Source organism: Bradyrhizobium tropiciagri, from assembly GCF_018130505.1.
In the GTDB taxonomy this organism is placed as follows: domain Bacteria; phylum Pseudomonadota; class Alphaproteobacteria; order Rhizobiales; family Xanthobacteraceae; genus Bradyrhizobium; species Bradyrhizobium tropiciagri_B.
Map to the genome: position 1 here is coordinate 231,123 of NZ_JAFCKH010000003.1, position 26,760 is coordinate 257,882.

A 26,760-nucleotide genomic window follows, 5' to 3' on the forward strand; every position below is an offset into this window, starting at 1 on the left:
TACCGAACCGACATTGGAATGTAGTAATTCTGTCACATAAAGCAGCGAATCACGACTAAAAAATGCGTGTGGAGCTATCCGGGCAGGCCCGGTGTGACGGCCTCACAGGCGCACTCACTCGTCATTCCGGGATGCGCATGCGGCAGCCCTCTCGCCATTCCGGGCCTGCGTGCTTCGCGCGCATCCCGGAATGACGAAGGAGAGAGGCGCGGGCGATCAGCCGCGTAGCGCGGTCTCGGGAATCGTACGGCGCACCACTTCGCGCATCGCGAAGCTGGAGTGGATGCGGGCAACGCCGGGCATCCGCGACAGATGCTGCTTGTGGATGCGCTCGAAGTCCGCGATGTCGCGGGCGATGACCTGCAGATGATAATCGTCGCTGCCCGACATCAGATGGCAGGACACGACGTCGGGACAGCGCGAGATTGCAGCCTCGAACGCGGCGAGGTAGTCTTCGCTCTGCTTCTCCAGCGTGATGGTGACGACGACGGTAGTCACGAGGCCGAGCGCGCTCGGCTCGAGGTCGACGCGGTAGCCCCTGATGACGCCGGTCTCCTCGAGATGACGGATCCGCCGGGCGCAGGCGGTCGGCGACAGCCCGACCTTTTCCGCGAGCTCGATCTGGCTGGCGCGGGCATCAACGACCAGCTCGGCCAGGATTCGGAGATCGATACGGTCGAGGCCGTCCACGCAGATTTCCTTTAAAGAGTGAGCCGCAAGCGAAGACTATGAGCGTATTCGGATGTGCACAAGCCGGATTTCGCTGAGAAACGCCGTGTCACGAGGAATAGCCTTGATGTTGGCGGAGACCAATTTTCAAGGAGCGGACCATGCGCATCGGCGTGCCGAAGGAGATCAAGGTCGAGGAATATCGCGTCGGGCTGACGCCGGCGTCGGTCCGGGAATATGCCGCGCACGGCCATGAGGTCGTGGTGCAGCATGGCGCGGGCGACGGCATCGGCGCCAGCGATGACGCCTACCGGCAAGCCGGCGCGCGCGTCGCCGACACCGCCGAGGAGGTGTTCTCCGTCGCCGACATGATCGTGAAGGTGAAGGAGCCGCAGCCATCGGAATGGACGCGGCTGCGCGACGGCCAGATCCTCTTTACTTACCTGCATCTCGCGCCCGACGTGCCGCAGACCAAGGGCCTGCTCGCTTCCGGCTGCACCGCGGTCGCCTATGAGACTGTGACCGACGCGCATGGCGGGTTGCCGCTGCTGGCGCCGATGAGCGAGGTCGCCGGACGGCTTGCGATCGAGGCCGCCGGCGCGGCGCTGCGCAAATCCGCTGACGGCATGGGTAAGCTGCTGGGCGGCGTGCCCGGGGTGCCGCCGGCTCGGGTTGCGATCATCGGCGGCGGCGTGGTCGGCACCCATGCGGCGCGGATGGCGGCGGGGCTCGGCGGCGATGTCACCATCCTCGACCGCTCCTTACCGCGCCTGCGCTTCCTCGACGACCTTTTCATCGGCCGCGTCCGCACCCGCTATGCCACGCTGGAAGCGATCGAGCAGGAGATCATCGCCGCCGACGTCGTGATCGGTGCGGTGCTGGTGCCGGGCGCCAGCGCACCGAAACTGGTCTCGCGCGCGCAGCTTGCCAGCATGAAGCGCCGCGCGGTGCTGGTCGACGTCGCGATCGACCAGGGCGGCTGCTTCGAGACCTCGAAGCCGACCACGCATCAGGCGCCGACCTACCTCGTCGACGACATCGTGCATTATTGCGTCGCCAACATGCCGGGCGCAGTGCCGGTGACCTCGAGCCACGCGCTCAACCACGCCACGCTGCCGTTCGGCCTCGCGCTGGCATCGAAGGGCCTGCGCGCGCTGGTCGAGGATCCGCATCTGCGCGCCGGCCTCAACATCCATCGCGGCCGCATCACCAACCGAGCCGTCGCCGAGAGTCAAAATCTCGCGGTCGTGATGCCCGAGGAAGCGCTGGCGTCGTAAGTGGCGTCATCAGAAGGGTGATGACCAAACGCGGCTCCGGGCCGTCTGCCGATCTTCGATCGGTGCGCAACGTATTGCCGCGACGCATCAATTCTCTCGCTCGCCGCCGATGACGCATCGCGTCAAGGCGGCGCGATCGCGTGTTGTCAAGCCGCACGCATGCAGCCCTCCCACCATGCCTTGTTCGTCACTCGGGTCTGGCGGGATCGGATCGTGCATGTTTTGATGCGTTCTAATCAATCGCCCACTCGCGGCGATCAGTGGCGCACGCTGCTGACCCCAGAAAAACCAAGGGAGGACTGTCTTGCAAAAGACCGGTCGTACGATGCTGGCCAAGATCTGGGACCAGCATGTCATTGCTCGCCTGAGCGAGGACACGGACCTCCTGCACATCGATCGCCATCTGCTGCATGATCTGGGCGGCTCGCGCGGCCTGCTCGATCTCAAGAGCAGGGGCCTCAAGGTCCACAATCCTGAACTGACCTTCGCCACACCGGATCACGCTCTGTCCACGGCGCCTGGCCGCGCCGGCACCAGCAAGATCGGGCTGGAGTTGCTTGCTGCGCTGCGGGTCGAGACTTCCGCGAGCGGCATCACATTGTTCGATGTCGATCAGCCCGGCCAGGGCATCGTCCACGTCATCGGGCCGGAGCTCGGCTTGAGCCTGCCGGGCGCGACGATCGTCTGCGGCGACAGCCACACCTGCACCCATGGCGGACTCGGTGCGCTCGCCTTCGGCATCGGCTCGAGCGAGCTGACCCACGTGCTGGCGACGCAGGCGCTGATCCAGCGCCGGCCGAAGACGTTGCGCGCGCGCTTCGAGGGCAAGCTGCCGCTCGGCGTCACCGCCAAGGATATGATCCTCGCGCTGATCGGGCATATCGGCGCCGCCGGCGGCACCGGCTATGCGGTCGAATATGCCGGCAGCGCGATCCGCGAGTTGCCGATCGAAGGCCGGCTCACGATCTGCAACCTCTCGATCGAGCTCGGCGCCAAGATGGGCATGGTCGCGCCCGACGAGAAGACTTTTGAATTCCTGCGCGGTCGTCCCTATGCGCCGAAGGGCGAGATGTGGGATCTCGCAGTGAAGGCTTGGCGCGAACTGCCGAGCGATGCGGACGCGGTGTTCGACCGCGAGGTCGTGATCGACGTCACAAAAATCATTCCGCAGGTGACCTGGGGCATCAGCCCCGAGCATGTGATCGGCGTCGACGGCAAGATTCCCGATCCGAAGTCGGTCGACGATCCGGCGCGCCGCGCCGCCATCGAGACTGCGCTCGAATATATGGGCCTGCAGGGCGGCGCACCGATCGCGGGCACGCCGGTTGATTGGGTGTTCATCGGCTCTTGCACCAACAGCCGGCTCAGCGATCTGCGGGCGGCGGCCGAAGTTGCGCGCGGCCGCAAGGTCGCTGCCGGCGTCCGCGCCTGGGTGGTGCCGGGCTCGGAGAACGTCAAGCGCGACGCGGTTGCCGAGGGGCTCGACAAGATCTTCGTCGAGGCCGGCTTCGAGTGGCGCGAGCCGGGCTGCTCGATGTGCCTTGCCGCCAACGGTGAGGTGGTGGCGCCCGGGCAGCGCTCGGTCTCGACCTCGAACCGCAATTTCGTCGGCCGGCAGGGGCCGCGCGCGCGGACGCATCTGGCGAGCCCGGCGAGCGCCGCGGCATCGGCCATCGCCGGTGCGATCGCCGATGTCAGGATGATGGGACGCTGACCATGCCAAAACCGTTCGACAAGCTCACCGCGACCGCCGCGCCGATCATGCGCAGCAACATCGATACCGATGTGATCATCCGCATCGAGCGGCTGGTCGGCAACTCGATCCGCGGCACGCTCGGCAAATGGGCATTCGGCTCGCTGCGCTATCTGCCCGATGGCTCGGAGAATCCGGAGTTCATCCTCAACCGCGAGCCGTATCGCGAGGCGGAGATCCTCGTCACCGGTCCGAATTTCGGCTGCGGCTCGTCGCGCGAGGGCGCGGTGTGGTCGCTGCAGGAGCGCGGCATCCGCGCCATCATCGGCTCCGGCTTCGGCGACATCTTCTTCGCCAACTGCTTCCAGAACGGGATCCTGCCCATCATCGTCGACAAGGCGGTGGTCGATTCACTCGCGGCCGACATCGAGGCGACACAGGGCGCCGGCAAGGTCTCGATCGATCTGGAGGCACAGAGCATCGTCTCGCCGTCCGGCAAGCAGCATTCCTTCGACATCGACCCGCGGCGGCGCGAGGGGCTGTTGAAGGGTCTCGACGAGGTCGCGCTGACTTTGCAACGCGACAACGAAATCCACGCCTTCCAGGCTGCCGATCGAACAGCGCGGCCCTGGATTCATTCGACAAGGACATCTGCATGAGCACGCAATCCAACATGACGAAGGTCGCCGTGGTCGGCGGCGAGGGCATCGGCCCCGAAGTCACCGCGCAGTCGCGCCGCGTGCTCGAATGGTTCGCGACCCATCGCGGCGTCCCGATGACGCTGCGCGACGCCGAATATGGGCTGATCCCGTATCTCAAGACCGGCAAGGTGCTGCCCGAGGACACCGCTGAAGCCATGGACGAGGCTGACGCGATCCTGTGGGGCGCGACCGGCGGCCCGGAAACCACGGAAGTGCCGGCGGTGGCGCGCAAGGCCGGCAGCCTGCTCGGCCTGCGCAGCAAATACGATCTTTACGCCAATCTGCGTCCGATCATGGCGAGCCCGGCGCTTTCGGCCTCCGCGCCGCTCAAGGCGGAAGTGCTCGACGGCGTCGACTTCGTCATCATCCGCGAATTGACCAGCGGAATCTATTTCGGTCAGCCGCGCGGCATCGAGACGCTGCCGGACGGCCAGCGCCGCGGCTTCAACACCGAGGAATACAGCACGAACCATATCCGCCGCGTGGCGCGCGCGGCGTTCGAACTGGCGCGGACCCGGCGCAACAAGGTCTGCTCGGTCGACAAGGCCAACGTGCTGGAAGCCAGCGTGGTGTGGCGCGAGGAGATGATCGCGCTGCACAAGGAGGAATATTCCGACGTCGAGCTGACCCATCTCTATGTCGACAATGCCGCGATGCAGATCGTGCGCGAGCCGCGCCAGTTCGACGTGATGGTGACCGGCAACATCTTCGGCGATATCCTGTCGGACTGTGCGGCGATGGCGTCGGGCTCGCTCGGCATGCTGCCGTCGGCCTCGCTCGGCCCGGTCGACCGTTACGGGCGACGCAAGGCGCTGTACGAGCCGGTGCACGGCAGTGCGCCCGATATCGCCGGCAAGGGCATCGCCAATCCGCTCGGCTCGATCCTGAGCGTTGCGATGCTGCTGCGGCTGACGCTGAACCGGCCCGAGGATGCAGACCTCTTGGAGAAGGCGGTGCACACCGCGCTCGCGTCCGGCGCGCGTACCGCCGATATCGCCGAGGCCGGTGCGACACGGATCTCGACCGTCGAGATGGGTGATGCGGTGCTGCGCGCGCTCGACAAGGTTTCGGCCAGGGAGCACGCTTGATGGCTTACATCTCGAGGCGCTCGGCACTGACGGTGATCGCGGCGGGCGGCGCGGCGCTCGCGACCGGTCGCTCCCGGGCGCAGGCGATGAGCGGCCGCGCGGTCTATCCGGTCGCGGTACCGGTCTATCAGACGCAGTTCGTCGCGGACCGCATCGGCTACTTCAAGGAGGCCGGGCTCGACTGTAAGCTGGTGCAGGGCGGCAGCGGCGTGAAGACTCGCGAGATCATCGCCTCCTCGCAGGGCGACATCGGCATCGGCGACGTCACCCATCCGATGCAGCTGACCAATCATGGCCGCGCCGCCCGCGTGCTGCTGCCGATCGACACACGGTCGAACTCGGTGATGTTCATCATCCGCAAGGATCTGAAGGACCAGGGCATCAACACGCTGGAAGCCTTCACGCAGTGGAAGCGGCCCGACGGCCGCAAGCCGATCGTCTCGGTGTCCTCGCTTGGCGGCACCAACCATGTCTGGGCGTCCTACTACATGGAAACCATGGGGCTCGACGACAAGGTGACCTGGATCGGCACCGGCAATGTCGACACCATGCTGGGGTCGCTGAAGTCGAAGCAGGTCGACATCCTCGTCTCGTCGCTGTCGCTATTGACCGACGCGCGGCAGCACGGCTGGGGCGAGCTGCTGTTCGACGGCACCGACGAGGCGATCTGGAATAAGCATATCGGCGGCAAGGTCCCGGTCACCGGGCACTTCACGCTGCAGGCGACGATCGACAAGGACCCGGCCAAGATGCAGGCCTATGTCACCGCGCTGTGGCGCGCGGCGCAGTGGATCAAGACGCATAAGGCGGAAGAGGTCTACGACGCCATCGAGCCCTATGTCGGCAGCACCTCGCGCGATTCCAACCTGCTCGAGATCGGCTCGATCCAGAAGGTCGCGGATTATGACGGCAGGGTCGACGACGCGAGCTTCGCGCGCGGCGAGAAGGTCTGGTTCCGCGAGATGACCGGCATCAAGCCGCTGAAGATCGCGGACGTGATCAACTCGACCCTCATCGACGCAGCACGAAAGGCCTATCCCGGTTGAGCGCGCTGGAGACGAGTGAGACGCGAGCATCGCACGCGCCGGCCGACCGTCGCGTCGAGGTCAAGGGGCTGAGCAAATCGTTCCAGCTCGCGAAGACCACGATCGAGGCGGTGCGCGACGTCTCGTTCGGCGTCAGCCGCGGCGAGTTCGTCGCGCTGCTCGGACCGTCAGGCTCCGGCAAGAGCACCGTGCTCAACATGATCGCCTCGCTGATCCGGCCGAGCGGTGGCGAGATTCTGATCGACGGCAAGCGTGTCATCCCCGGCAAGACGACGCCCGACGTCGGCTACGTGTTCCAGCGCGACACGCTGTTTCCCTGGCGTACCGTCGGCGACAATATCGGCTACGGGCTCGAGCTCGCCGGCGTGCCCATGCACGAGCGCAAGGAGCGCATCGCCGAATGCGTCGCGCAGGCCGGGCTGAAGGGCTTCGAGAACGCCTATCCTTCCGCGCTGTCCGGCGGCATGCGCCAGCGCGCCGCACTGATGCGCACGCTGATCGTCGAGCCGCAGATCCTGTTGATGGATGAGCCGTTCGGCGCGCTCGACACCCACACCAAGATCGACATGCACGAGGTACTGCTGCGGATCTGGGAGCGCGAGCAGCAAACCGTGCTGTTCGTCACCCACGATCTCGGCGAGGCCCTGACGCTCGCCGACCGCATCATCCTGTTTTCGGCGCGGCCGGGCCGCATCAAGGACATGTTCAAGGTCGACTTCGCGCGGCCGCGCGATGCGGTGAAGGTGCGCGAGACCCCGCGCTACGCCGAGCTGTTCCAGCACATCTGGCACTCGCTCGGCGAGGAATTCGTCAAGGGCCGCAGCGCATGAGGAATTACAGCACGCTGAACACGGTCGGCTGGCAGGTCCTGATCTGCGCCGTCGCGCTGTCGGTCTGGCAATGGGGCTATGATCTGCACACGACGCTGCCGTGGCTGGTGCCGGATCTGCTCGACCCGTACTTCATCTCGAAGCCGTCGATGATCTGGAACAACTTCCTGATCCAGAGTTGCCTCACCTCGAAGCTCGGCGTCTTCAACGGCTGGTTCAACGGCGACTTCGCCAAATGCCTCGCGCGCAACGAGAACAATCTCTGGGCGGCGACGGCGATCACGCTGAAGAACACCTTCTTCGGCTTCGTCACCGGCGTGGTCTCCGGCTTCATCGCCGGGTTGATCCTCGGGCGCTCGGATCGCCTCAGCGCGATCTTCCAGCCCTTCATCACCGCGGTGAACTCGATCCCCCGTATCGCGCTGGCCCCGATCATCGTTTTGGCGTTCGGGATCGGCGACATGTCGAAGATCGTGACCTCGTGGATCGTCGTGGTGTTCCTGGTGTTCTTCAACACCTTCGAAGGCGCGCGCTCGATCGACGAAGGATTTACCAACGCCGCGCGCCTGCTCGGCGCCAGCGAGTGGCAGATCACCCGCACGGTGGTGATCCCCTCGACCATGGCCTGGGTGTTCGCCTCGCTGACCCCTGCGATCTCCTTCGCCCTGATCGGCGTGATCGTGGGCGAGTTCATCGGCGCCGAGCGTGGCATCGGCCGGCTCATCATCGAGTCGGAGGCGCGCGGCGAGGCCTCCGGCATGATGGTCGCGGTGGTCGTGCTGATGCTGGTCGGCGTCGTGCTGTCGACGATCATCTGGCGGCTGCAGGCCTACCTGTTGCGCTGGCAGCGGCAGCGGACCGCCGAGTAGGGCGAGCACGGCGTTTTGGCATGAGGGGCGTCCTTCCATCGAATGGCTGGGCGGAATGCCGTGGTATACAAGGCCGCCCCTGGCCGCAGCCGTAAGCTCTGGCCGATCGACGGAGAGCTCCCTCTTGGCCCTGATTTCCAGCCTCGATGCGCACAAATATCTGCGCGCGACCAAGACCGCGTGCAGTTGGCAGGCCGGCTGGCGCTCGCTCTTGCTGCGCGCCTACGTGGATCCGGCCGAAGTTAACGAATTCGTGACCCCGGCGACCCGCGATCACTTGATCGTGCTCGTGACCGCCGGCGTCTGTGATGTCGAGGTGCGCTATCGCGGCGGCTGGCAGCGGGTTCGCTCCGAGATCGGCAATATCGGGATGACGGCGCCGGGCGAAGCCGCGGCACTGCGCTGGCGCGGCGAGACCACCCACGACACGCTGCAACTGCATCTGCCTGCGGCGACGCTCGACCGGGTCGCGCAGGATCTGCCGCAACGGCGGTCGATGAGGCCCGCGCTGCCGAGCGGCCTCGGGACCGTCGATCCGCTGGTCAGCCAGTGCATGCTCAGTCTCGACAAGGCGTTCAGGGACGGCGTCCCCGATCTCTATGCCGAGACCGCGGGTGAAATGCTGGCGGCACATCTGCTGGTGCGCTACGGCCGGTTCGACACCCAAATCCGCACCGACGGCAACAGCATCCGGTTGCGCAGGGTGGATGCATTCATGCGCGATAATCTCGGCTCTCCGGTCAGCCTCGAGATGCTGGCGCGCGAGGCCGGCGTCAGCCGCTTCCATCTGCTGCGGCTCTACAAGAAGCATTTTGGACAGACGCCGCTGAAGCGCCTCACCGCATTGCGCATGGAGGAGGCGAAGCGGCTTCTGACGCGTGGCGCCGAGCCGGTCACCGCGATCGCGGCCAAATGCGGATACGAGAACCCGTCGCATTTCGCCACCGCCTTCCGGCGCACGGTCGGTGTTTCGCCCGCGACCTACCGGCAATAGCAGCCGTTCAGCGGAATGTGAGCGGTCGCCGCAATTCCGCGGGCGTCAGGGCAATCTCGCGAGAGACGATCGGCCGGACGCTGCCATATGCCGTTCCGCAGGACGGAACCGGGTGCAGAATGGCATATGTTCTCAAGATAAACGGTAAGCAGCACGTGATCGACGCGGACGGCGACACGCCGCTGCTGTGGGTGCTGCGCGACGTGCTGCAGATGACCGGCACGAAGTTCGGCTGCGGCATGGCGCTGTGCGGGGCTTGCACGGTGCATCTCGACGGCGCCGCGACGCGGTCCTGCATCACCACGATCGACAGCGTCGGCGATGCCGCGATCACCACCATCGAGGCAATCGGCGAGACCGAGGCCGGGCGCAAGGTGCAGCAGGCCTGGCTGGACCTCGACGTGGTGCAATGCGGCTATTGCCAATCCGGGCAGATCATGTCGGCGAGCGCGCTGCTGATGTCGAATGCGCATCCGACCGACAGCGATATCAACGATGCGATGTCCGGAAACGTCTGCCGCTGCGGCACCTACAACCGCATTCGCGACGCGATCAAGCTTGCCGCCACGGGAGCAAAGCCATGATGCCGGCCACAGCCGACCGCGAAGACAGCGCCGCGCTCTCGCGCCGGACCTTTCTGAAGGCCAGCGTCACCGCCGCCGGCGGCTTCGCACTGGCCTTCGCCGTGCCGTCGCGCTCCGGCGCCGCGGGTCCGCCTCAGGCAAACACTCTGAACGGCTTTGTCCGGATCGATCCGGACGGACGCGTTCATCTCACCATTCCGATGGTGGAGATGGGGCAGGGCATCTACACATCGCATGCGATGCTGCTCGCCGAGGAGCTCGAGGTGAAACTCGAGACCATCGTGCTCGAGCACGCTCCGCCCAATGATGCGCTTTACGCCAATCCCATCCTGCATGAGCAATCGACCGGGCTGTCGGCCTCGATCCGTGGCTTCTGGCTGCCGTTGCGGCAGGCCGGCGCTGCCGCCCGCATGATGCTGGTGGACGCCGCGGCACAGCGCTGGAAGGTCGATCCGGCCAAGTGCACGGTCAAGGACGGCGTGATCTTCGATCCGTCCGCCAAGCGCTCTCTGGCCTATCGCGACGTGGTGCAGGCCGCGGCGCAGCTGAAGCCGCCGGCGATCGACCAGATCAAGCTGAAGCCGCCGGGCAAGTTCACGTTGATCGGCACTGCGCCGAAGCGGCTCGAGGCCGCCGACAAGGTCCGCGGCCGCACCCAATTCGGCATTGACGTGATCGTGCCGGGAATGAAGGTCGCGGCGATCGCGATCTCGCCGGTCGGCGGCGGCAAGCCGAAGCAGGTGAACCAGGCCGCGGCGCTGGCGGTCAGGGGCGTGCGTCAGGTCGTCGTGATCGACGAAGCGGTCGCCGTCGTCGCCGATCACACCGGCGCTGCCAAGAAGGGGCTGGAGGCCGCCGCGATCCAGTGGGACAACGGCCCGAACGCGGTGGTGAACAGCGCGAGCATCGTCGCGCAGCTCAAGGCGGGATCAGAGACATCGGGCGCGGTCGCGCGCAACGAGGGCAATGTCGAGCAGGCATTCGCGGCGGCCGCGCAGCGCTTCGACACCGTCTACGAATTGCCGTTCCTGGCGCATGCGGCGATGGAGCCGATGAACTGCACAGTGCACGTGCGCAAGGATGCCTGCGAGATCTGGGTCGGCACGCAGGTGCCGACGGTGACGCAGACGAGGGTCGCCGCGCTGACCGGGCTGCCCAAGGATGCGGTGATCCTGCACAACCAGTATCTCGGCGGCGGCTTCGGTCGGCGCCTCGAGCCCGACGGCACGCTGCTCGCGGTGAAGATCGCCAAGCATGTCGACGGTCCGGTCAAGGTGATCTGGAGCCGCGAGGAGGACATCCAGCACGACATCTACCGGCCCTATTACTACGACCGGATCTCGGCCGGCGTCGACGCGTCGGGCAAGCCGGTCGCGTGGCACCACCGGGTGTGCGGGTCGTCGGTGGTGGCGCGGTTCGCGCCGCCGCTGTTCAAGAACGGGCTGGATTTCGATGCGGTGGAGGGCGCGGCCGAACCGCCTTATGCGCTGCCCAACATCCTCGTCGACTATGTACGCGTCGAGCCCGCAAGCATCACGACGGGTTTCTGGCGCGGCGTCGGCCCGGTCCACAATGTGTTCATCATCGAGAGCTTCATCGATGAACTGGCGTTCGCGGCCAAGCAGGATCCGGTCGCGTACCGGCGCGGCCTGCTGGCGCATAATCCGCGCGCGCTGGTGGTGCTGAACCTTGCGGCGGAGAAGGCCGGCTGGGGGCAGCCGATGCCGGCGGGCAAGGCGCGCGGCGTTTCGCTGCAGTTTGCGTTCGGCAGCTATCTGTCGGCGGTCGCCGAGGTCGCGGTCGATGCCAAGGGCAAGGTCAACGTCGAGCGCGTCGTCTGCGCGGTGGATTGCGGGCTGCCGATCAATCCCGGCATGATCGATGCGCAGGTGCAGAGCGGGATCATCTTCGGCTTGACGGCGGCTCTGCGCGGCGCGATCACGATCAAGGATGGCCGGGTCGAGCAATCCAATTTCGACAGCTATCCGCCGATGCGGATCGACGAGGTTCCGCGCATCGAAACCCATATCGTGCCGAGCACCGAAAATCCCGGCGGTCTCGGCGAGGCCGCCACTGCGATCATTGCACCGGCGGTGACGAATGCGATCTTCACGGCCAGCGGACGCCGCATTCGCAAACTTCCGATCGAAGAGGTCTGAGTATCGCGGGCATCACGGCCGCGCGTATCTGCGCGGCCGTGATGCAGGTGTGAAGTTTCAGGCTGCGTTCTCCGACGGCGAGGTTTCGCCGTCGAGCCAGTCCTGCTCCCTGGCCAGCGCGCGCCAGGCCGCTTCCATCCGCTTGTAGCGGTTGTAGGTCGGGTCATCGGATGCGCGCTCGGCAAGCTGCGCGCAGTTCTCCGCATTGTCGAGAAATTGCTGCGACTGTTTCATGGAACGTCCTCCTGTTGAGGAGGACGTGGTCCATCAATTCAGGCTATTCAACGCGTGGAACATGATCATTTCGCCATGGTGGTGAACGTCTGTTCAGATGGTTCCAAATGTTCCCGCATGCGGGCGGGTATCCCACCGCATGCTGACTACAGGAACAGTTTGTCGCAGCTGTCGTTGCCTCGCCATTGTGTTCGCACTGGAGGAGGATGAACATGAGGAAATATCTGCTGGCTGCGGCCATGGTGTCCGCAATCGCGGCGCCTGCTTTCGCCGATGACGTTGGTGTTCGCGTTGGTCCGGTCGGCGCCGGCGTGACGGTGGGCCGTGCGCCTGAGTATCGCGACCGCGATCATGACCGCACCACCGTGATCCGCGAGCGCGAGCCGCGCCGTGACCGGACCACGGTGATCAAGAAGCAGGACGAGTTCGGCAATCGCAGCAAGACCGTGATTCATCACGACGACGACTGACGGCAGATCGAAGCCTGCCTTCAAAGTCCGCCGCGACCATGTCGCGGCGGACTTTTTGCTTGCCTTGACAATCATCGTGCCCATGCCGCCGGCGAAGCGGCCGATCGGCAGTCGCCTTGGTCCCGCTCCGCTGTCGCGATCCGGCCGCGGCACTCCGCTGCATAGGCGCGCAGGCGCTCGACGGTCAGCGGATCCATCCCGGTGCGTGCCAGCCGCTCGGCGCGGTCAGCCTGGTCCGTCAGGTCATCGATTGTCCGGTGCATGGTTGCCTCCATGCCCCGATAATTTGAATCGAATTAGAGCGTTCCCCGGCCGGTGGCGGCGTGGCTAACGGGCGGTTAATCGACGATCACGTCACCGGCGCCGGATTGAACAGCGTCAGGTCGTTGTGAATGCCCCAGCGGTCCGACCACGGCTGGGTGCGGCCGCTGGCGACGTCGAGGATCAGGCGGAACAGGTCCCAGCCGGTCTCCTCGATGGTCTTCTCGCCGGTCGCTATGCAGCCGGCGTCGAAGTCGATCAGGTCCTTCCAGCGCCGCGCCAGCTCGCTGCGGGTCGCGACCTTGATCACAGGCGCTGCGGCGAGGCCGTAGGGTGTGCCGCGGCCGGTGGTGAACACCTGCAGCGTCATGCCGGAGGCGAGCTGCAGCGTGCCGCAGATGAAATCGCTCGCTGGAGTAGCCGCGAACAGCATGCCCTTCTGCCGCGCCTTCTCGCCGGGCGATAGCACGCCGGCGATCGGGCCGGAGCCCGACTTCACGATCGAGCCGAGTGACTTCTCGACGATGTTGGCAAGCCCGCCCTTCTTGTTGCCCGGAGTGGTGTTGGCGCTGCGGTCGGCGCCGCCGCGGGCCAGATAGGCATCGTACCAGGCCATCTCGCGGATCAGCGCGCGGCCGACGTCCTCGTTGACGGCGCGGCGGGTGAGCAACTGGATCGCGTCGCGCACCTCGGTGACTTCGGAGAACATCACCGTCGCGCCTGCCCGCACCAAGAGATCGGCGGCGAAGCCGACCGCAGGGTTCGCGGTGACGCCGGAGAATGCATCGCTGCCGCCGCATTGCAGGCCGATCACGAGATCGGCGGCCGGACAGGTCTCGCGCTTGCGGGTGTTGAGCACTTTCAGCCGCGCTTCGGCTTGGGTCATGATCGCCTCGACGATGGCGCCGAATCCGTCAAAGGCCTCATCCTGCATCCGTACGATGGCATCGCTGACGCCTTCCGGCACCAGCCGCTCCGGCGCGAGCTTCTCGCAGCCGAGGCCGACGACCAGGATCTCGCCGCCGAAATTCGGATTGAGCGCGAGGTTCTGCAAGGTGCGGATCGGCACCACGGCGTCGGGCGCGGTGATCGCGACGCCGCAGCCATAGGCATGGGTCAGCGGCACGACGTCGTCGACATTGGGATATTTCGGCAGCAGCTCGGCGCGGATGCGCTTCACGGCGTATTCCATCGTGCCCTTGACGCACTGCACGGAGGAGGAGATGCCGAGAATGTTCTTGGTGCCGACCGAGCCGTCGGGATTGCGAAAACCTTCGAAAGTAAAGCCTTCGAGCGGCGGCAGTGCCGGCGGCACTGCGGTCGATATTTCGAGCTGGTCGAGCGGCGGCGCCTCCGGCATCTGGATGCGGGCCTCGTCGACCCATTCGCCGGCCAGGATCGGCGCCAGCGCATACCCGATCACCTCGCCGTAGCGGATGATCGCCGCGCCTTCGGCGATGTCTTCGAGCGCGGTCTTGTGGCCCTGCGGCACGAAGGCGCGCAGCGTCAGGCCGCAAGAGAAGCGGGAGCCGGCGGGCAGGCCGAAATCATTCACCACGATCGCGACATTGTCGCGCGCGTTGAGCTTGATGTAGCGGGGCTGCTCCTTGGCGCCGATCGACTGGTCCATGATGTATTCCTTCTGGCTCCGCTTCACCTCTCCCGCAAGCGGGAGAGGGAACGCAGCACCGTCGTCGCGTGCTTTACCTAACGGGCTCAACCCGGGAACGTGTAGGCCGTCTTCACCGTCGTATAGAACTCGCGAGCATAGGCGCCCTGTTCGCGCGCGCCGTAGCTCGAGCCTTTGCGGCCGCCGAACGGCACGTGGTAGTCGACGCCGGCGGTCGGCAGGTTGACCATCACCATGCCGGCCTCGCTGTTGCGCTTGTAGTGCGAGGCGTATTTCAGGCTCGTGGTGCAGATGCCGGAGGCGAGGCCGAACTCGGTGTCGTTGGAGATCGCGAGCGCTTCCTCATAGTCCTTGGCGCGGATCACGCAGGCGACCGGGCCGAAGATCTCCTCGCGCGCGATGCGCATCGAGTTGGTGGTCTCGGTGAACAGCGCCGGCTGCAGATAGAAGCCGGGCGTCTCGCGGTTGAGCAGCTCGCCGCCCCAATGCAGGCGGGCGCCTTCGTCCTGGCCGATCTTGATGTAGCGCAGGTCCTGGTCGAGCTGGCTTTGGTCGACCACGGGGCCGACATGCACGCCGCTCTTCAGCGCGTCATCGACCGACAACCCCTTCATCCGATCGGTCATCGCGGCGACGAAGCGGTCGTGGATTCCGGCGGTGACGATCAGGCGCGAGGACGCCGTGCAGCGCTGACCGGTTGAGAAATAGGCGCCGTTGACCGCGACCTCGACCGCGACCCTGAGGTCGGCGTCGTCGAGCACGACCAGCGGGTTCTTGCCGCCCATCTCCAGCTGGAATTTCTTCATCGGATTGGAGAGCACGCAGGCCTGCGCGATCTTGCGGCCGGTCTGGACCGAGCCGGTGAAGGAGATCGCCGCGACGTCGGGGTGTTCGAGCAGGGTCTGGCCGACCACCGAGCCCGAGCCCACCACGAGGTTGAACACGCCTGAAGGAATGCCGGAGCGGGCGATGATCTCGGACAGCGCATGCGCGGAGCCCGGCACCAGTTCGGCCGGCTTGAACACCACGGTGTTGCCGTAGCAGAGCGCGGGTGCGATCTTCCAGGCCGGGATCGCGATCGGGAAATTCCACGGCGTGATCATGCCGACGACACCGACCGGCTCGCGGGTGATCTCGACGTCGAGGCCGGGCCGCACCGATGCGCCCTTCTCGCCCATCATCCGCAGCGCCTCGCCGGCGAAGAACGCGAAGATCTGCCCGGCGCGCGCCACCTCGCCGATGCCCTCAGGCAGCGTCTTGCCTTCCTCGCGGGCGAGCAGGCGGCCGAGCTCTTCCTTGCGCGCTAGGATTTCGACGGAGACCCTGTTCAGCGCGTCGAACCGCTCCTGCGGCGTCGAGCGCGACCAGGCCGGGAAGGCGGCCTTGGCGGCGGCGATCGCCTTCTCGGTCTGCGCCTTGTCGGCCTTGGCGTATTCGCCGACCACGTCCTTGGTGTTGGAGGGGTTGATGTCCCGCGTGATGCCCGTTCCGTCGACCCATTCGCCGGCGATGAAGTTCTTCTGGTGAGCGGTCATGTTTCTCTCCAACCTTTTTCTGTTAGCGCACGAGGCAGGGACGCTTGTCGTCGAAAGTCCAGCCCGGGATCAGGAACTGCATGGCGAGCGCATCGTCGCGCGCGCCGAGGCCATGTTGCTTGTATAGCGCGTTCGCGGCCTCGATGGCAGCGCGATCGAGTTCGATGCCGAGGCCGGGGCGGTCCGGGATCGCGATCTTGCCGCTCTTGATCTGCAGCGGCTCCTTCGTCAACGCCTGGCCGTCCTGCCAGATCCAGTGGGTGTCGATCGCAGTCACCTTGCCGGGCGCTGCAGCGCCGACATGGGTGAACATCGCCAGCGAAATATCGAAATGGTTGTTGGAGTGCGAGCCCCAGGTCAGGCCGTTGTCGCGGCAGGTCTGCGCCACCCGCACCGAGCCCTGCATGGTCCAGAAGTGCGGATCGGCGAGCGGGATGTCGACCGCGCCGAGCCGCAGCGCGTGGCTGAGCTGGCGCCAATCGGTCGCGATCATGTTGGTCGCGGTCGGCAAGCCGGTGGCGCGGCGGAATTCGGCCATGATCTCGCGGCCGGAGAAGCCGGCCTCGGCGCCGCAGGGGTCCTCGGCATAGGCGAGCACGCCATGCATGTTGCGGCAGAGCCGGATCGCCTCATCCAGCGACCATGCGCCATTCGGATCGAGCGTGACGCGCGCATTCGGGAAGCGTTTTGCGATCGCGGTGACGGCCTCGATCTCCTGCTCGCCGCGGAGCACGCCGCCCTTGAGCTTGAAATCGGCGAAGCCGTAATGGGCCTGGGTGGCTTCGGCGAGGCGCACGATCGCGTCCGGCGTCATCGCCTCCTGATGGCGCAGATTGAACCAGTCGGGCTTGCCGGTCTCGCCTTCGACGTAAGGCAGGCTGGTCTTCTTGCGATCACCGACGAAGAAGAGATAGCCGAGCGTCTCGACGCTGGCGCGCTGCTGGCCCTCGCCGAGCAGCGCCGCGACGGGAAGATCGAGATGTTGGCCGAGCAGGTCGAGCAGCGCGGATTCCACCGCGGTGACGGCATGGATGGTGACGCGCAGGTCGAATGTCTGCTTGCCGCGGCCGCCGGCGTCGCGGTCGGCGAATTGTTCGCGCATCGACGCCAGGATGTTGTTGAGGGCACCGATGGTCTGGCCGACGACGAGGCCGCTTGCGTCCTCGAGCGTCTTTCGGATCTTTTCGCCGCCCGGCACCTCGCCGATGCCGGTGTGGCCGGAGTTGTCGGTGAGGATGACGAGGTTGCGGGTGAAGAACGGCGCATGTGCGCCGCTCAGATTGAGGAGCATGCCGTCGCGGCCGGCGACCGGGATCACCTCCATCGCGGTGACGACGGGAGCGCCGGCAAAGCCGGTGCGGACCGTATTTTGAATCATCTGCTCCTCCCTCCTTTTGTCTTCGCGCTTCAGCCTATTCCGCGGCCTGTTGCGTTGCCGCCTGCGGCAGCTTCGCCACCAGGGCCGCGAGCTCGGCGACCTCCTGCTCGGTCAGGTCGGTCAGCGGCGGGCGCACCGGGCCGGAATCGCGGCCGATCACCTTCATGCCGGCCTTGATGATCGACACGGCGTAACCCTTCTTGCGGTTGCGTATCGCGATCAGCGGCAGGATGAAATCCTTCAAGCCTGCATGGATGGTCTGATGGTCGCGCCGGCGCACCGCGGCGTAGAATCTGGTGGCGAATTCCGGCACGAAGTTGAACACCGCCGACGAATAGGTCGTGACGCCCATGTCGAGATAGGGCAGCGCGAAGGTTTCCGCCGTCGGCAGGCCGCCGATGTAGGTCAGGCGGTCGCCGAGCTTGGTGTAGACGCGGGTCATCAGCTCGATGTCGCCGATGCCGTCCTTGTAGCCGACGAGGTTCGGGCAGCGCTCGCAGAGCCGGGACAGCGTGTCGGGCTGCAGGATCGCATTGTCGCGGTTGTAGACGATCACGCCGATCTTCACTGATGCGCAGACCGCCTCGACATGGGCGGCGAGGCCGTCCTGCTCGGCATGGGTGAGATAGGGCGGCAGCAGCAGCAGGCCGTCTGCGCCGGCCTTCTCGGCGCCGACAGCGATCTCGCGCGCAATCGCGGTGCCGTAGCCGGTTCCGGCCAGCACCGGCACGCGGCCCTTGGTCTCCTCGACCGCGACCTTGACCACCTGCGGAACTTCAGCCGGCGTCAGCGAGAAGAACTCGCCGGTGCCGCCGGCGGCAAACAGGCCGGCGACGTCGTAGCCGCACAGCCAGTCCATGTTGGCGCGATAGGTGGCCTCGTCGAACGAATGGTCTGCCTTGAACGGGGTTACGGGAAACGACAGGAGGCCGCCGCCGATGTGCCGGGCCATCTCCTGAGGGGTCATCTTGCTCATGGCGCCACTCCTTGAATGTCATGTGATCGGGATGCGCGAGAGCGCGCGTCCACGGCGTCGTTTCTAGGAAACGGTTCGATGCGCGTCCAAGCCAAACGCGGTATCGAGCAATGCTGAATCTGTATCAATCGCCGCGCAGGTGCGGCGCGGCGATCTCGGTGGCGATCTCGATCAACGGCGGCAGCAGCTGGTTCTCGTGGTCGCGCCGCCACACCATGAACAACTCGACCGGCGTTACGGTGCGCAGCTTCAGCGGCTTCAGCCTGACGTCCGCGATCTTCAGGCTCGCGGCGGCCTCCGGCACGATCGCGACGCCGAGCCCGGCGCGTACCATCGCGAGGATGGCGTGGATCTGGCTGAGATGCTGCACATAGCGGGGCAGCACGTCGGCGCGCGTGAACAGGGAGACCAGCAGATCGTGGAAGTAGCGGCTCTCATAGGGCGAATACATCACGAACGGCTGATCGTCGAAATCCTTGATCGAGACGCTCTCGGCTGACGCCAGCGGATGCTTCTTCGGGATTGCAGCCAGCAGCGGCTCGGCGACGACGCGGCGGCTCGCGAGCTCGGGCCGCGCCACCGGCGGGCGCAACAGACCGGCGTCGATCTGCCCGGTGGCGAGCGCCTCGAACTGGTCGCCGGAGACCATTTCCTTCAGCGAGAAATCGACCTCGGGCAGCCGGGCGCGGCAGGCCGCGATAAGGTCAGGCAGGAAGCCATAGGCGGCTGCGGCGGTGAAGCCGATCTTGAGCGAGCCGGTCTTGCCGAGCGCGATACGGCGTGCGACCTGCGAAGCGGACTCCGCGAGCTTGAGGATGCGCCGCGCCTCGGGCAGGAAACTGCGTCCTGCCGGGGTCAGCCGCACCGAACGGCTGGTGCGTTCCAGCAGCGGCGCGTCGATGATGTGCTCGAGCACCTGGATCTGCCGGCTCAGCGGCGGCTGCGTCATGTTGAGCCGCGCCGCGGCGCGGCCGAAATGCAGCTCCTCGGCCACCGTGACGAAACAGCGGAGCTGGTTCAGGTCGAACATCGATGCTAGCCCGGAATGGATGGCGCGGGGTTTGGTGCGTTCTAGCATCGATGCCTCCCGATGGCCAAGGACACAAACGTGCAGACGAAGACGGCGGCCGAAGCCGCCGTTGATGTCCGTTACCGAAGGCGCGCCTCCTCACGCCGCCTTCAGTTGCACCCGCTTGATCTCGCCGACGATGAAGAGGTAGGCAATCGCCGCGACCAGCGCGTTGGCGCCGACGAACACCAGCGCGCCGTTGAACGAGCCGGTGGCCGCCAGGATGTAGCCGATGATGATCGGCGTGGTGATCGAGGACAGGTTGCCGAAGGTGTTGAACAACCCGCCGGAGACGCCGCCGGCTTCCTTCGGCGAGGTGTCGGACACCACGGCCCAGCCGAGCGCGCCGATGCCCTTGCCGAAGAAGGCCAGCGCCATGAAGCCGACCACCAGCGCCTGGCCGTCGACATAGTTGCAGGCGATGATCGACATCGACAGCAGCATGCCGCCGACGATCGGGATCTTGCGCGCCATGGTCAGCGAGCCGCTACGGCGCAGGATGTAGTCGGAGATCACGCCGCCGAGCACGCCGCCGATGAAACCGCACAGCGCCGGCAGCGTCGCGACGAAGCCAGCCTGCAGGATCGACAGCCCGCGCTCCTTGACGAGATAGACCGGGAACCAGGTCAGGAAGAAGTAGGTCAGCGTGTTGATGCAGTACTGGCCGATATAGACGCCGAGCATCATGCGATTGCTCAGCAGTTGGCGGATGTGATCCCAGCGCGGGCCGCTGCCGGGCGCCTTGGCGTCCTTCGTTGCATCCATATCAACCAGCGCGCCGCCCGCCTTGATGTAGTCGAACTCGGCCTCGTTGATCGACGGATGATCCTTCGGCTCGTAGATCGTCCTGATCCAGGCGATGCCCATTACGATGCCGAGCGCGCCCATCACATAGAACACATGGCGCCAGCCGTAGCTGTGCGCGATCCAGCCCATCAGCGGCGCGAAGATCACGGTGGCGAAATACTGCCCGGAGTTGAAGAAGGCCGATGCGGTGCCGCGCTCGTTGCCCGGGAACCAGGACGCGACGATGCGGGCATTGGCCGGGAACGACGGCGCCTCGGCGAAGCCGACCAGGAAGCGCAGCCCGAACAGCACGGCGATCGCGGTCCCCGCCGAGAGGAAGCCGACCAGGCCCTGCAGCGCGGTGAAGATCGACCAGATGATGATGCTGATCGCGTAGACCCATTTGGAACCGAAGCGGTCGAGCAGCCAGCCGCCCGGCACCTGCGCGATCACATAGGACCAGCCGAACGCCGAGAACACGTAACCCATCGCGATCGGATCGAGATGCAGCTCCTTGGAGAGGGCAGGGCCGGCGATCGAGAGCGTGGCGCGATCGGCGTAGTTCACGGTGGTGACGAGAAACAGCATCGTCACGATCAACAGCCGGACGCGGGATCGCCGCGCCTCTACGGCGGACACAATTGCGCTCATTCGCGCCTCCTCGAAAATTTCCTCAAGGTCTCCTCTAGAGAGATGACGACAATGGGTCCAAGCCGAAACCGGTATCGATCCATACCGGTTTTGAATTGATCGCCCCGGTGCCATGTCACCGTTGACAAATAATGTACTAGTAGTACAGTTATTAAACGCGCAAAGCCGCGCGCGGGCAGCTTGACCGGAGGCGATCGGCAATGACCGCGTCACGCGACTACGAGATCTTCGAGGCCGGCGACATGCCGCTGCAGAACGGCGCCGTGTTTCCGCAGTTGAGGCTGGCTTACAAGACGTTCGGCGCGCTGAACGCGGCCAGGAGCAATGTCATTCTCTATCCGACGTCGTTCTCCGCCCAGCACTCGGACATCGAATGGCTGGTGCAGCCGGGCGGGACGCTGGATCCCGAGCGTTACTTCATCATCATTGCGAACCAGTTCGGCAATGGCCTGTCGTCTTCGCCGTCGAACTCGCGCGATGTGCTGGGCGGCGCGCCGTTTCCGGCCTTCAGCTATCACGATGCCGTCGCTGCTCAGCGGCGGTTGCTGATAGAGCGGTTCGGCGTGACCAGGCTCGCGCTGGTCTACGGCTGGTCGATGGGCGGCATGCAGGCCTATCACTGGGCGGCGCGCCATCCCGAGATGGTGGAGCGCGCGGCCGTGGTCTGCGGCAGCGCACGATGCTCGCCTTATAATCACGTGTTCCTCGAAGGCGTGAAGGCCGCGCTGACGGCCGATCCGGCCTATCGGGACGGGCGCTTTGTCACCAGGCCGACCGCAGGCTTTCGCGCGATGGGGCGCGTCTATGCCGGCTGGGCCATGTCGCACGAATTCTATCGCGGCGAGGTCTGGCGCGAGGCCGGCTTCGACTCGCTCGAAGGCTACCTTGCGGCATCCTGGGACGGCGCCTTCGCGCGGCGCGACCCTGACGATCTGCTGGCGCAGATTGCGATCTGGCAGAATGGCGACATCAGCCGTTGCGACGAATTCGGCGGCGATTTCAACCGGGCGCTGGCCGCGATCAAGGCGCATATGCTGCTGATGCCCGGATATACCGATCGCTATTTCGACATGCGCGACAACGAGGATGAGCTTGGCCGCCTCGTCAACGCGCGCTCGGCCGCCCTGCACGCGATTCCGTCGATCCACGGCCACCGCGCCGGCAATCCGATCAACAACGCCGCAGACCGCGCCTTCATCAACGCCGAGATCACGGCGCTCCTGCAACGCTGACATGTGAGACGACCATGAGCACCGCGGAGACCCATGACGCCGGACCTCGTCTGAAGCCGCTCAGCGCGGCCATCGTGCGCGATCTGTCGGTCACGTCGAACCTGTCCGGCGCGGTGCGCGCGGCAAGCCATTACGGGATGATCGCGATCGTTGCAGCGCTGATCTGGCTTGTCTCGACGCGCTACGGCCTGCCATGGGCTTTGCCGCTGATGGCCGTGCAGGGTTACTTCGTCGCGTTCCTGTTCATGGTGGTGCATGAGACCGCGCACAGGACGGCGTTCGACAGCCGCGCGCTCAATCGCGTGGTCGGCAATCTCTCTGCCTTCACGATCGGACTGCCGTACGAGTACTACCGTCTGTTTCACTGGGATCACCATCGCTACACCCAGGATCCGGAGAAGGACCCCGAGTTGATCGTCGGTCCCAGGCCAAAGTCGGACACGCAACTCGCGATCGCCTATTCAGGGCTGCTGCAGGTCCTGGTCCGCATTCGCCTGATGCTGCGGCATGCGATCACCGGAAAGGTGACCGTGCCGTGGATTCCGGAAGGCAGGCGCGCCTCGATCGTGCTGGAAGCACGGCTTTATCTTGCGGGCTATCTGCTGTTGCTGGTGGCATCGCTCGCTTTGCACAGCGCGGTTCTGCTCTGGGTGTGGATCGTGCCGCTGCTGGCCGGTCAGCTCATCCTGCGGCCCTATCTCTATGCGGAGCACACCGGTTGCGACCGGACGCGAAGCGCATTCGAGAACACGCGCACCACGATGACCGGCAGGATCATGAAGTGGTTCGCCTGGAATATGCCCTACCATGTCGAGCACCATGCCTATCCGACGGTGCCGTTCCATGCCCTGCCGAAGCTGAATGCCATCGTCGACGGCCACATCGTCTATCGCGGCAGAAACTATCGCGCCGTGACGCGCGAGACCTGGGCGTGGTTTCGTCGTCAGCGGCAAGCAACCTGATAGTCGAGCATCACGTGTGCAGGCGATCACGCGTCCGCGCGCGGCCGCAGCACCAGATTGACGAGATTGCGTGCATAGGCCGGCGTCAACGGCCTGATGCCGAAGACGTAACGATAGAACAGGCTGCCGTAGATCGCGTCATAGATGTCGCTGGCGACGCCGGGCGCGCCGATGGTGCCGTCTTTCTGGCCGGCGGCGATGATCTCCAGCATCCTGGTACGGCGGAGTCGGAGGTAACGTTCGTAGAACAACTCCGCCGAACCGGTCCTGGAGATGCATTCCGAGATCACCGCGAGCTGCACGCGTCCGAACTCGCCCTGCAGCGCCTCGACATAAGTGCCGACATGGCGACGGATGCGGGCCACCGGATTGCCCGTGTCGGGCAACGGCACCGCACGCGAAGCCTGGTCGAGGAAGGCATCGATCAGCAGGGCCTCGCGCGACGGCCACCATTTGTAGATCGTCATCTTCGAGACGTTGGAGTGTTTGGCAATCGCATCGATGGTGGTGGCGGCAAGCCCGGTGGTCGCCATCAGCGTGTAGGCGCTTTGCAGGATCGCGGCCGTGGTCGCCGCCGAACGTGGCCGGCCGCGCCGTCCCGTCGTGGGGTCCTCGGTTTGCGCCTTGCTATCAGCCATGGCCGGCGTTCGTTTCCTGCGCGGTTTGAATCACTGCTGCGCATGCGGGCATAGCATGAAATCGAGGCGCTGTTTCAGATCATCGCTTCCGCTGCTAGTATTCGACGCGCAAGCGGCGGCTTGGCGCGCAGGTGCGTTATCGGCGGACTGCCCAGCCGAGCCGCGATCAAACAGGAGTCCTCCGTGAAGGCCGTCTACAGCGATCTGCACCGCAGCCATGATCCGCAATTCTTCCTGGTCCGCGGCGTGGTCCAGCGCACCACCGAGCAGCCCGAGCGCGCCGACCGTCTGCTGGCAGGGCTGATTGCCGGCAAGCACACGCTGATCGAGCCGACCAAATTCGGGCAGGGGCCGCGGGCGCGGGTGCACAGTCCGGAATATCTCAGCTTTCTCGCCGAAGCGTGGGACGCATGGACCGCGCTCGGCGATGCCGGGCCGGAGATGATCGCGAACATGCACCCGGTGCGCAATGCCGGCACCTATCCCACGCATATCGTCGGCAAACTCGGCTGGCACACGGTCGATACTGCTGCGCCGATCGGGCCCGGCACCTGGGCCGGCGCCTGCGCGTCGAGCGATGTCGCTGTTACCGCGGCGCAGATGGTACTCGACGGCGAGGACGCCGTGTATGCGTTGTGCCGTCCGCCCGGCCATCACGCTTATCGCGATCTCGCCGGCGGCTTCTGCTTCCTCAACAACAGCGCGATCGCCGCCGAGCATCTGCGCCAGAAGCACGAGCGCGTCGCGATCCTCGATGTCGACGTGCATCACGGCAACGGCACGCAGGGCATTTTCTATGAGCGGCCGGACGTCTTCACGGTCTCGATCCACGCCGATCCGTCGTTCTTCTATCCGTTCGTCTGGGGTTATGCGCATGAGCGCGGCGCGGGCGCCGGCCTGGGCACCAATCTCAACATCCCCCTGGCGAAGGGCACCGGCGACGACGACTACATGAAGGCACTCGCCGCGGCCGAGAAAGCCATCCATGCCTTTGCGCCGACCGCGCTCGTGGTCGCGCTCGGCCTCGATGCGTCGGAGAAGGATCCGCTTGCCGGCCTCGCCGTCACCACCGACGGCTTCCGCCGCATCGGCGCGGCGCTGGCGCGGATCGGTTTGCCGACCGTGCTGGTGCAGGAGGGCGGCTATCTCTCCGACATCCTCGGCGCCAACCTGACGGCCGTGCTCGGCGGGTTCGAGGCGGCGCGTTAAAGTCGAGGCGTGAGAGCGTCAAAAGTAAGATTATATGACTAGGAATTACCCCTGACTTGTGGTCATCCTTGCGGATGAGCCGATCAAGGGCAGCCGATCCGATGACGTCCGATCTCGTGATCATCCCGGCGCGGCGTGCGCATTCCAACCACGCCGAAGTCGCGCGCAGCATCGGCATCGACATCATCGCCGGCCGCTTCGCCGAGGGCACGCGATTGCCCGGCGACGCCGAGCTGACGTCGAGCTTCGGCGTCTCGCGTCCGGTGCTGCGGGAAAGCATCAAGACGCTGGTCGCGAAGGGCCTGCTCACCACCAAGGCGCGGGTCGGCACCGTGGTGCGCGGCCGCGGCTTCTGGAACATGTTCGATGCCGATGTGCTGGCCTGGCATCTCGATGTCGGCATCGACAAGCAGTTCCTCGGCGATCTCGCCGAGATCCGCCTTGCGATCGAGCCGCGCGCGGCGGCGCTCGCCGCGGCCCGCCGCAGCGACGCCGACGTCGCCGAGCTGCGTCGCTGCATCGAGATCATGCGGCGCGAACCGTCGGATTCCGATGCCTTCACCGACGGCGATCTCGCGCTCCACATCGCGGTCGCCAACGCCTCGGGCAATCCTTTCATGCGCTCGGTCGACGGCGTGATCGAGGCGGCGCTGCGTACCTCGTTCGCGCTCAGCGCGCCGGTCGATCCGGTTGACCGCGAAACGGTGCTGAGCTGGCACCAGCGCATTGTCGATGCGATCGCCGACGGCGACGCCGAGGAGGCCGCTGCCGCCATGACCGCGGTGATCTTCAACGGCATCCGTCGCCATGATTCCGCGGCGATCGATCCTGCGTCACGCGCACCTGCGGCCGCCAAGGCGAAATCCAAATCAGCGCCGCGAGGATCGAGGTGAGTGAAGCGCTTCGCATCGCCATTGTCGGCTTCGGCGCAATCGCGCGCCGGCAGCACGTGCCGGCGATTGCGAAGACCGCAGGCGCCGCGCTCGTCGCCATCGCCGATCCCGTGACGTCGCCGGCCGACCTGCCGCATTTCCCCGATCTGGAGCAGCTGCTGCGCGAGGGACCGGAGTTCGACGCGGTCGCGCTGTGCACGCCGCCGCAGCTGCGCCGCGCCCAGGCCGCCGCCGCGCTCGCCGCGCGCAAGCATGTTCTGCTGGAAAAGCCGCCGGGCGCCACCGTCGCCGAGCTCACGCCGCTGATCGCGGCCGCACGTGAGGCGGGCCGTACCCTGTTCGCGACCTGGCATTCACGCTACGCGCCGGCGGTCGAGCCGGCGCGGAGCCTGCTGGCCGGCCGCAAGATCGCCAAGGTGACGATCATCTGGAAGGAAGATGTCCGCGTCTGGCATCCCGGCCAGGCCTGGATCTTCAAGGCCGGCGGCTTCGGCGTGTTCGATCCCGGCATCAACGCGCTGTCGGTCCTGACGCGCATCCTGCAGCAGCCGGTGTTTGCCAGGAAGGCGGAGCTGCTGTTTCCGTCCAATCGCGACGCGCCGATCGCGGCGGAGCTCGAGCTCTCCGATGCGAATGGCCTGCCGATCCATGCCGAGTTCGATTTCCGCCAGACCGGTCCGCAGAGCTGGGACATCTTTTGCGAGACCGATGCCGGACCCGTCGCGCTCCTGAAAGGCGGCCGGCAATTGCAGGATTGTGGTCGTTTGATCGTCGACGCCGACAAGGAGGAGTATCCCGCGCTCTATCGTCACTTCCTCGCGCTGACGGCCGAAGGCAAATCCGATGTCGATCTGGCGCCCTTGCAGCTGGTCGCCGATAGTTTCATGCTGGGGCGGCGGCGCATTGTCGAGGCGTTCGAGGACTGA

Annotated in this window: 26 protein-coding genes; 16 read left to right on the top strand and 10 right to left on the bottom strand. The window is 65.8% G+C overall.

The genetic code is table 11. The features are described 5' to 3' along the window. Positions 1 to 216: 216 nt before the first annotated feature. Positions 217 to 690, bottom strand: a complete 474-nt coding sequence (locus JQ633_RS08700) for an Lrp/AsnC family transcriptional regulator (protein ID WP_433995630.1) — start codon at positions 688 to 690, stop codon at positions 217 to 219. A gap of 140 nt (positions 691 to 830) precedes the next feature. Here JQ633_RS08700 and ald point away from each other — a divergent pair, with 140 nt between their 5' ends. The 10 genes from ald to JQ633_RS08750 all read left to right on the top strand — a co-directional run bounded on the left by ald (position 831) and on the right by JQ633_RS08750 (position 11,910). After that, positions 831 to 1,946 carry an alanine dehydrogenase gene (ald, locus tag JQ633_RS08705; protein WP_211984546.1) on the top strand — a complete coding sequence of 372 codons (1,116 nt, stop codon included), beginning with the start codon at positions 831 to 833 and terminating at the stop codon, positions 1,944 to 1,946. A gap of 325 nt (positions 1,947 to 2,271) precedes the next feature. Beyond that, complete coding sequence (gene leuC, locus JQ633_RS08710; RefSeq protein WP_211984948.1) at positions 2,272 to 3,660, top strand: 3-isopropylmalate dehydratase large subunit; 1,389 nt, start codon at positions 2,272 to 2,274, stop codon at positions 3,658 to 3,660. Between the two features lie 2 nt (positions 3,661 to 3,662). Then, positions 3,663 to 4,298 carry a 3-isopropylmalate dehydratase small subunit gene (leuD, locus tag JQ633_RS08715; protein WP_211984548.1) on the top strand — a complete coding sequence of 212 codons (636 nt, stop codon included), beginning with the start codon at positions 3,663 to 3,665 and terminating at the stop codon, positions 4,296 to 4,298. Beyond that, positions 4,295 to 5,428 carry a 3-isopropylmalate dehydrogenase gene (leuB, locus tag JQ633_RS08720; protein ID WP_211984551.1) on the top strand — a complete coding sequence of 378 codons (1,134 nt, stop codon included), beginning with the start codon at positions 4,295 to 4,297 and terminating at the stop codon, positions 5,426 to 5,428. Before leuD ends, leuB begins: the two co-directional genes overlap by 4 nt. Further along, a complete protein-coding gene (locus JQ633_RS08725) occupies positions 5,428 to 6,474 on the top strand; it encodes an ABC transporter substrate-binding protein (protein WP_211984553.1) in 1,047 nt (348 codons plus the stop codon). The genes leuB and JQ633_RS08725 overlap by 1 nt, the downstream gene beginning before the upstream one ends. Next, on the top strand, positions 6,471 to 7,304 hold the full coding sequence (locus tag JQ633_RS08730; protein WP_211984555.1) for an ABC transporter ATP-binding protein: 834 nt from the start codon (positions 6,471 to 6,473) through the stop codon (positions 7,302 to 7,304). The genes JQ633_RS08725 and JQ633_RS08730 overlap by 4 nt, the downstream gene beginning before the upstream one ends. Next, a complete protein-coding gene (locus JQ633_RS08735; RefSeq protein WP_211984557.1) occupies positions 7,301 to 8,173 on the top strand; it encodes an ABC transporter permease in 873 nt (290 codons plus the stop codon). Before JQ633_RS08730 ends, JQ633_RS08735 begins: the two co-directional genes overlap by 4 nt. Before the next feature lie 124 nt (positions 8,174 to 8,297). Further along, complete coding sequence (locus JQ633_RS08740) at positions 8,298 to 9,167, top strand: helix-turn-helix transcriptional regulator (RefSeq protein ID WP_211984558.1); 870 nt, start codon at positions 8,298 to 8,300, stop codon at positions 9,165 to 9,167. 119 nt (positions 9,168 to 9,286) lie between these two features. Continuing rightward, positions 9,287 to 9,751 (top strand): (2Fe-2S)-binding protein, encoded by a 465-nt coding sequence (locus JQ633_RS08745; RefSeq protein WP_211984559.1) that lies wholly within the window; start codon positions 9,287 to 9,289, stop codon positions 9,749 to 9,751. Continuing rightward, positions 9,748 to 11,910: a xanthine dehydrogenase family protein molybdopterin-binding subunit gene (locus JQ633_RS08750; protein ID WP_349631539.1), complete on the top strand. Its 2,163-nt coding sequence runs from the start codon at positions 9,748 to 9,750 to the stop codon at positions 11,908 to 11,910. Before JQ633_RS08745 ends, JQ633_RS08750 begins: the two co-directional genes overlap by 4 nt. A gap of 57 nt (positions 11,911 to 11,967) precedes the next feature. Here the strand turns inward: JQ633_RS08750 and JQ633_RS08755 are convergent, their stop codons facing one another. Continuing rightward, a complete protein-coding gene (locus tag JQ633_RS08755; protein ID WP_211984560.1) occupies positions 11,968 to 12,144 on the bottom strand; it encodes a hypothetical protein in 177 nt (58 codons plus the stop codon). Positions 12,145 to 12,356: 212 nt separating this feature from the next. Between JQ633_RS08755 and JQ633_RS08760 the strand changes: the two genes are divergently transcribed. Further along, positions 12,357 to 12,614, top strand: a complete 258-nt coding sequence (locus tag JQ633_RS08760) for a hypothetical protein (RefSeq protein WP_211984561.1) — start codon at positions 12,357 to 12,359, stop codon at positions 12,612 to 12,614. Positions 12,615 to 12,685: 71 nt separating this feature from the next. Here the strand turns inward: JQ633_RS08760 and JQ633_RS08765 are convergent, their stop codons facing one another. From JQ633_RS08765 to JQ633_RS08795, 7 genes are all read right to left on the bottom strand, one after another. Beyond that, positions 12,686 to 12,877 carry a hypothetical protein gene (locus JQ633_RS08765; RefSeq protein ID WP_433995631.1) on the bottom strand — a complete coding sequence of 64 codons (192 nt, stop codon included), beginning with the start codon at positions 12,875 to 12,877 and terminating at the stop codon, positions 12,686 to 12,688. Positions 12,878 to 12,963: 86 nt separating this feature from the next. Then, positions 12,964 to 14,505, bottom strand: coding sequence for a galactarate dehydratase (gene garD, locus JQ633_RS08770; RefSeq protein WP_211984563.1), 1,542 nt, complete (start codon positions 14,503 to 14,505; stop codon positions 12,964 to 12,966). Between the two features lie 86 nt (positions 14,506 to 14,591). Next, positions 14,592 to 16,040, bottom strand: coding sequence for an aldehyde dehydrogenase family protein (locus JQ633_RS08775; protein WP_211984565.1), 1,449 nt, complete (start codon positions 16,038 to 16,040; stop codon positions 14,592 to 14,594). Between the two features lie 22 nt (positions 16,041 to 16,062). Beyond that, the gene (gene gudD / locus JQ633_RS08780) at positions 16,063 to 17,418 is read right to left on the bottom strand and encodes a glucarate dehydratase (RefSeq protein ID WP_211984566.1); all 1,356 of its coding nucleotides are present in this window, start codon (positions 17,416 to 17,418) and stop codon (positions 16,063 to 16,065) included. Between the two features lie 34 nt (positions 17,419 to 17,452). Beyond that, complete coding sequence (gene kdgD, locus JQ633_RS08785) at positions 17,453 to 18,394, bottom strand: 5-dehydro-4-deoxyglucarate dehydratase (protein ID WP_211984567.1); 942 nt, start codon at positions 18,392 to 18,394, stop codon at positions 17,453 to 17,455. 124 nt (positions 18,395 to 18,518) lie between these two features. After that, the gene (locus JQ633_RS08790) at positions 18,519 to 19,424 is read right to left on the bottom strand and encodes a LysR substrate-binding domain-containing protein (RefSeq protein ID WP_211984950.1); all 906 of its coding nucleotides are present in this window, start codon (positions 19,422 to 19,424) and stop codon (positions 18,519 to 18,521) included. Between the two features lie 138 nt (positions 19,425 to 19,562). After that, the gene (locus tag JQ633_RS08795) at positions 19,563 to 20,900 is read right to left on the bottom strand and encodes an MFS transporter (RefSeq protein WP_211984568.1); all 1,338 of its coding nucleotides are present in this window, start codon (positions 20,898 to 20,900) and stop codon (positions 19,563 to 19,565) included. Positions 20,901 to 21,100: 200 nt separating this feature from the next. Between JQ633_RS08795 and JQ633_RS08800 the strand changes: the two genes are divergently transcribed. Together JQ633_RS08800 and JQ633_RS08805 are read left to right on the top strand one after the other, a co-directional pair. Next, on the top strand, positions 21,101 to 22,132 hold the full coding sequence (locus JQ633_RS08800) for an alpha/beta fold hydrolase (RefSeq protein ID WP_211984569.1): 1,032 nt from the start codon (positions 21,101 to 21,103) through the stop codon (positions 22,130 to 22,132). A gap of 14 nt (positions 22,133 to 22,146) precedes the next feature. Then, complete coding sequence (locus tag JQ633_RS08805) at positions 22,147 to 23,094, top strand: fatty acid desaturase (RefSeq protein ID WP_211984570.1); 948 nt, start codon at positions 22,147 to 22,149, stop codon at positions 23,092 to 23,094. Positions 23,095 to 23,120: 26 nt separating this feature from the next. Here JQ633_RS08805 and JQ633_RS08810 read toward each other — a convergent pair whose 3' ends face one another. Then, positions 23,121 to 23,732, bottom strand: coding sequence for a TetR/AcrR family transcriptional regulator (locus tag JQ633_RS08810; RefSeq protein WP_211984571.1), 612 nt, complete (start codon positions 23,730 to 23,732; stop codon positions 23,121 to 23,123). Positions 23,733 to 23,915: 183 nt separating this feature from the next. Between JQ633_RS08810 and JQ633_RS08815 the strand changes: the two genes are divergently transcribed. The 3 genes from JQ633_RS08815 (at position 23,916) to JQ633_RS08825 (ending at position 26,760) form a co-directional block, all read left to right on the top strand. Beyond that, a complete protein-coding gene (locus JQ633_RS08815; RefSeq protein WP_211984573.1) occupies positions 23,916 to 24,941 on the top strand; it encodes a histone deacetylase family protein in 1,026 nt (341 codons plus the stop codon). A 101-nt stretch (positions 24,942 to 25,042) separates the two neighbouring features. Continuing rightward, the gene (locus JQ633_RS08820; protein WP_211984575.1) at positions 25,043 to 25,834 is read left to right on the top strand and encodes a FadR/GntR family transcriptional regulator; all 792 of its coding nucleotides are present in this window, start codon (positions 25,043 to 25,045) and stop codon (positions 25,832 to 25,834) included. Then, the gene (locus tag JQ633_RS08825) at positions 25,825 to 26,760 is read left to right on the top strand and encodes a Gfo/Idh/MocA family protein (protein WP_433995637.1); all 936 of its coding nucleotides are present in this window, start codon (positions 25,825 to 25,827) and stop codon (positions 26,758 to 26,760) included. Before JQ633_RS08820 ends, JQ633_RS08825 begins: the two co-directional genes overlap by 10 nt.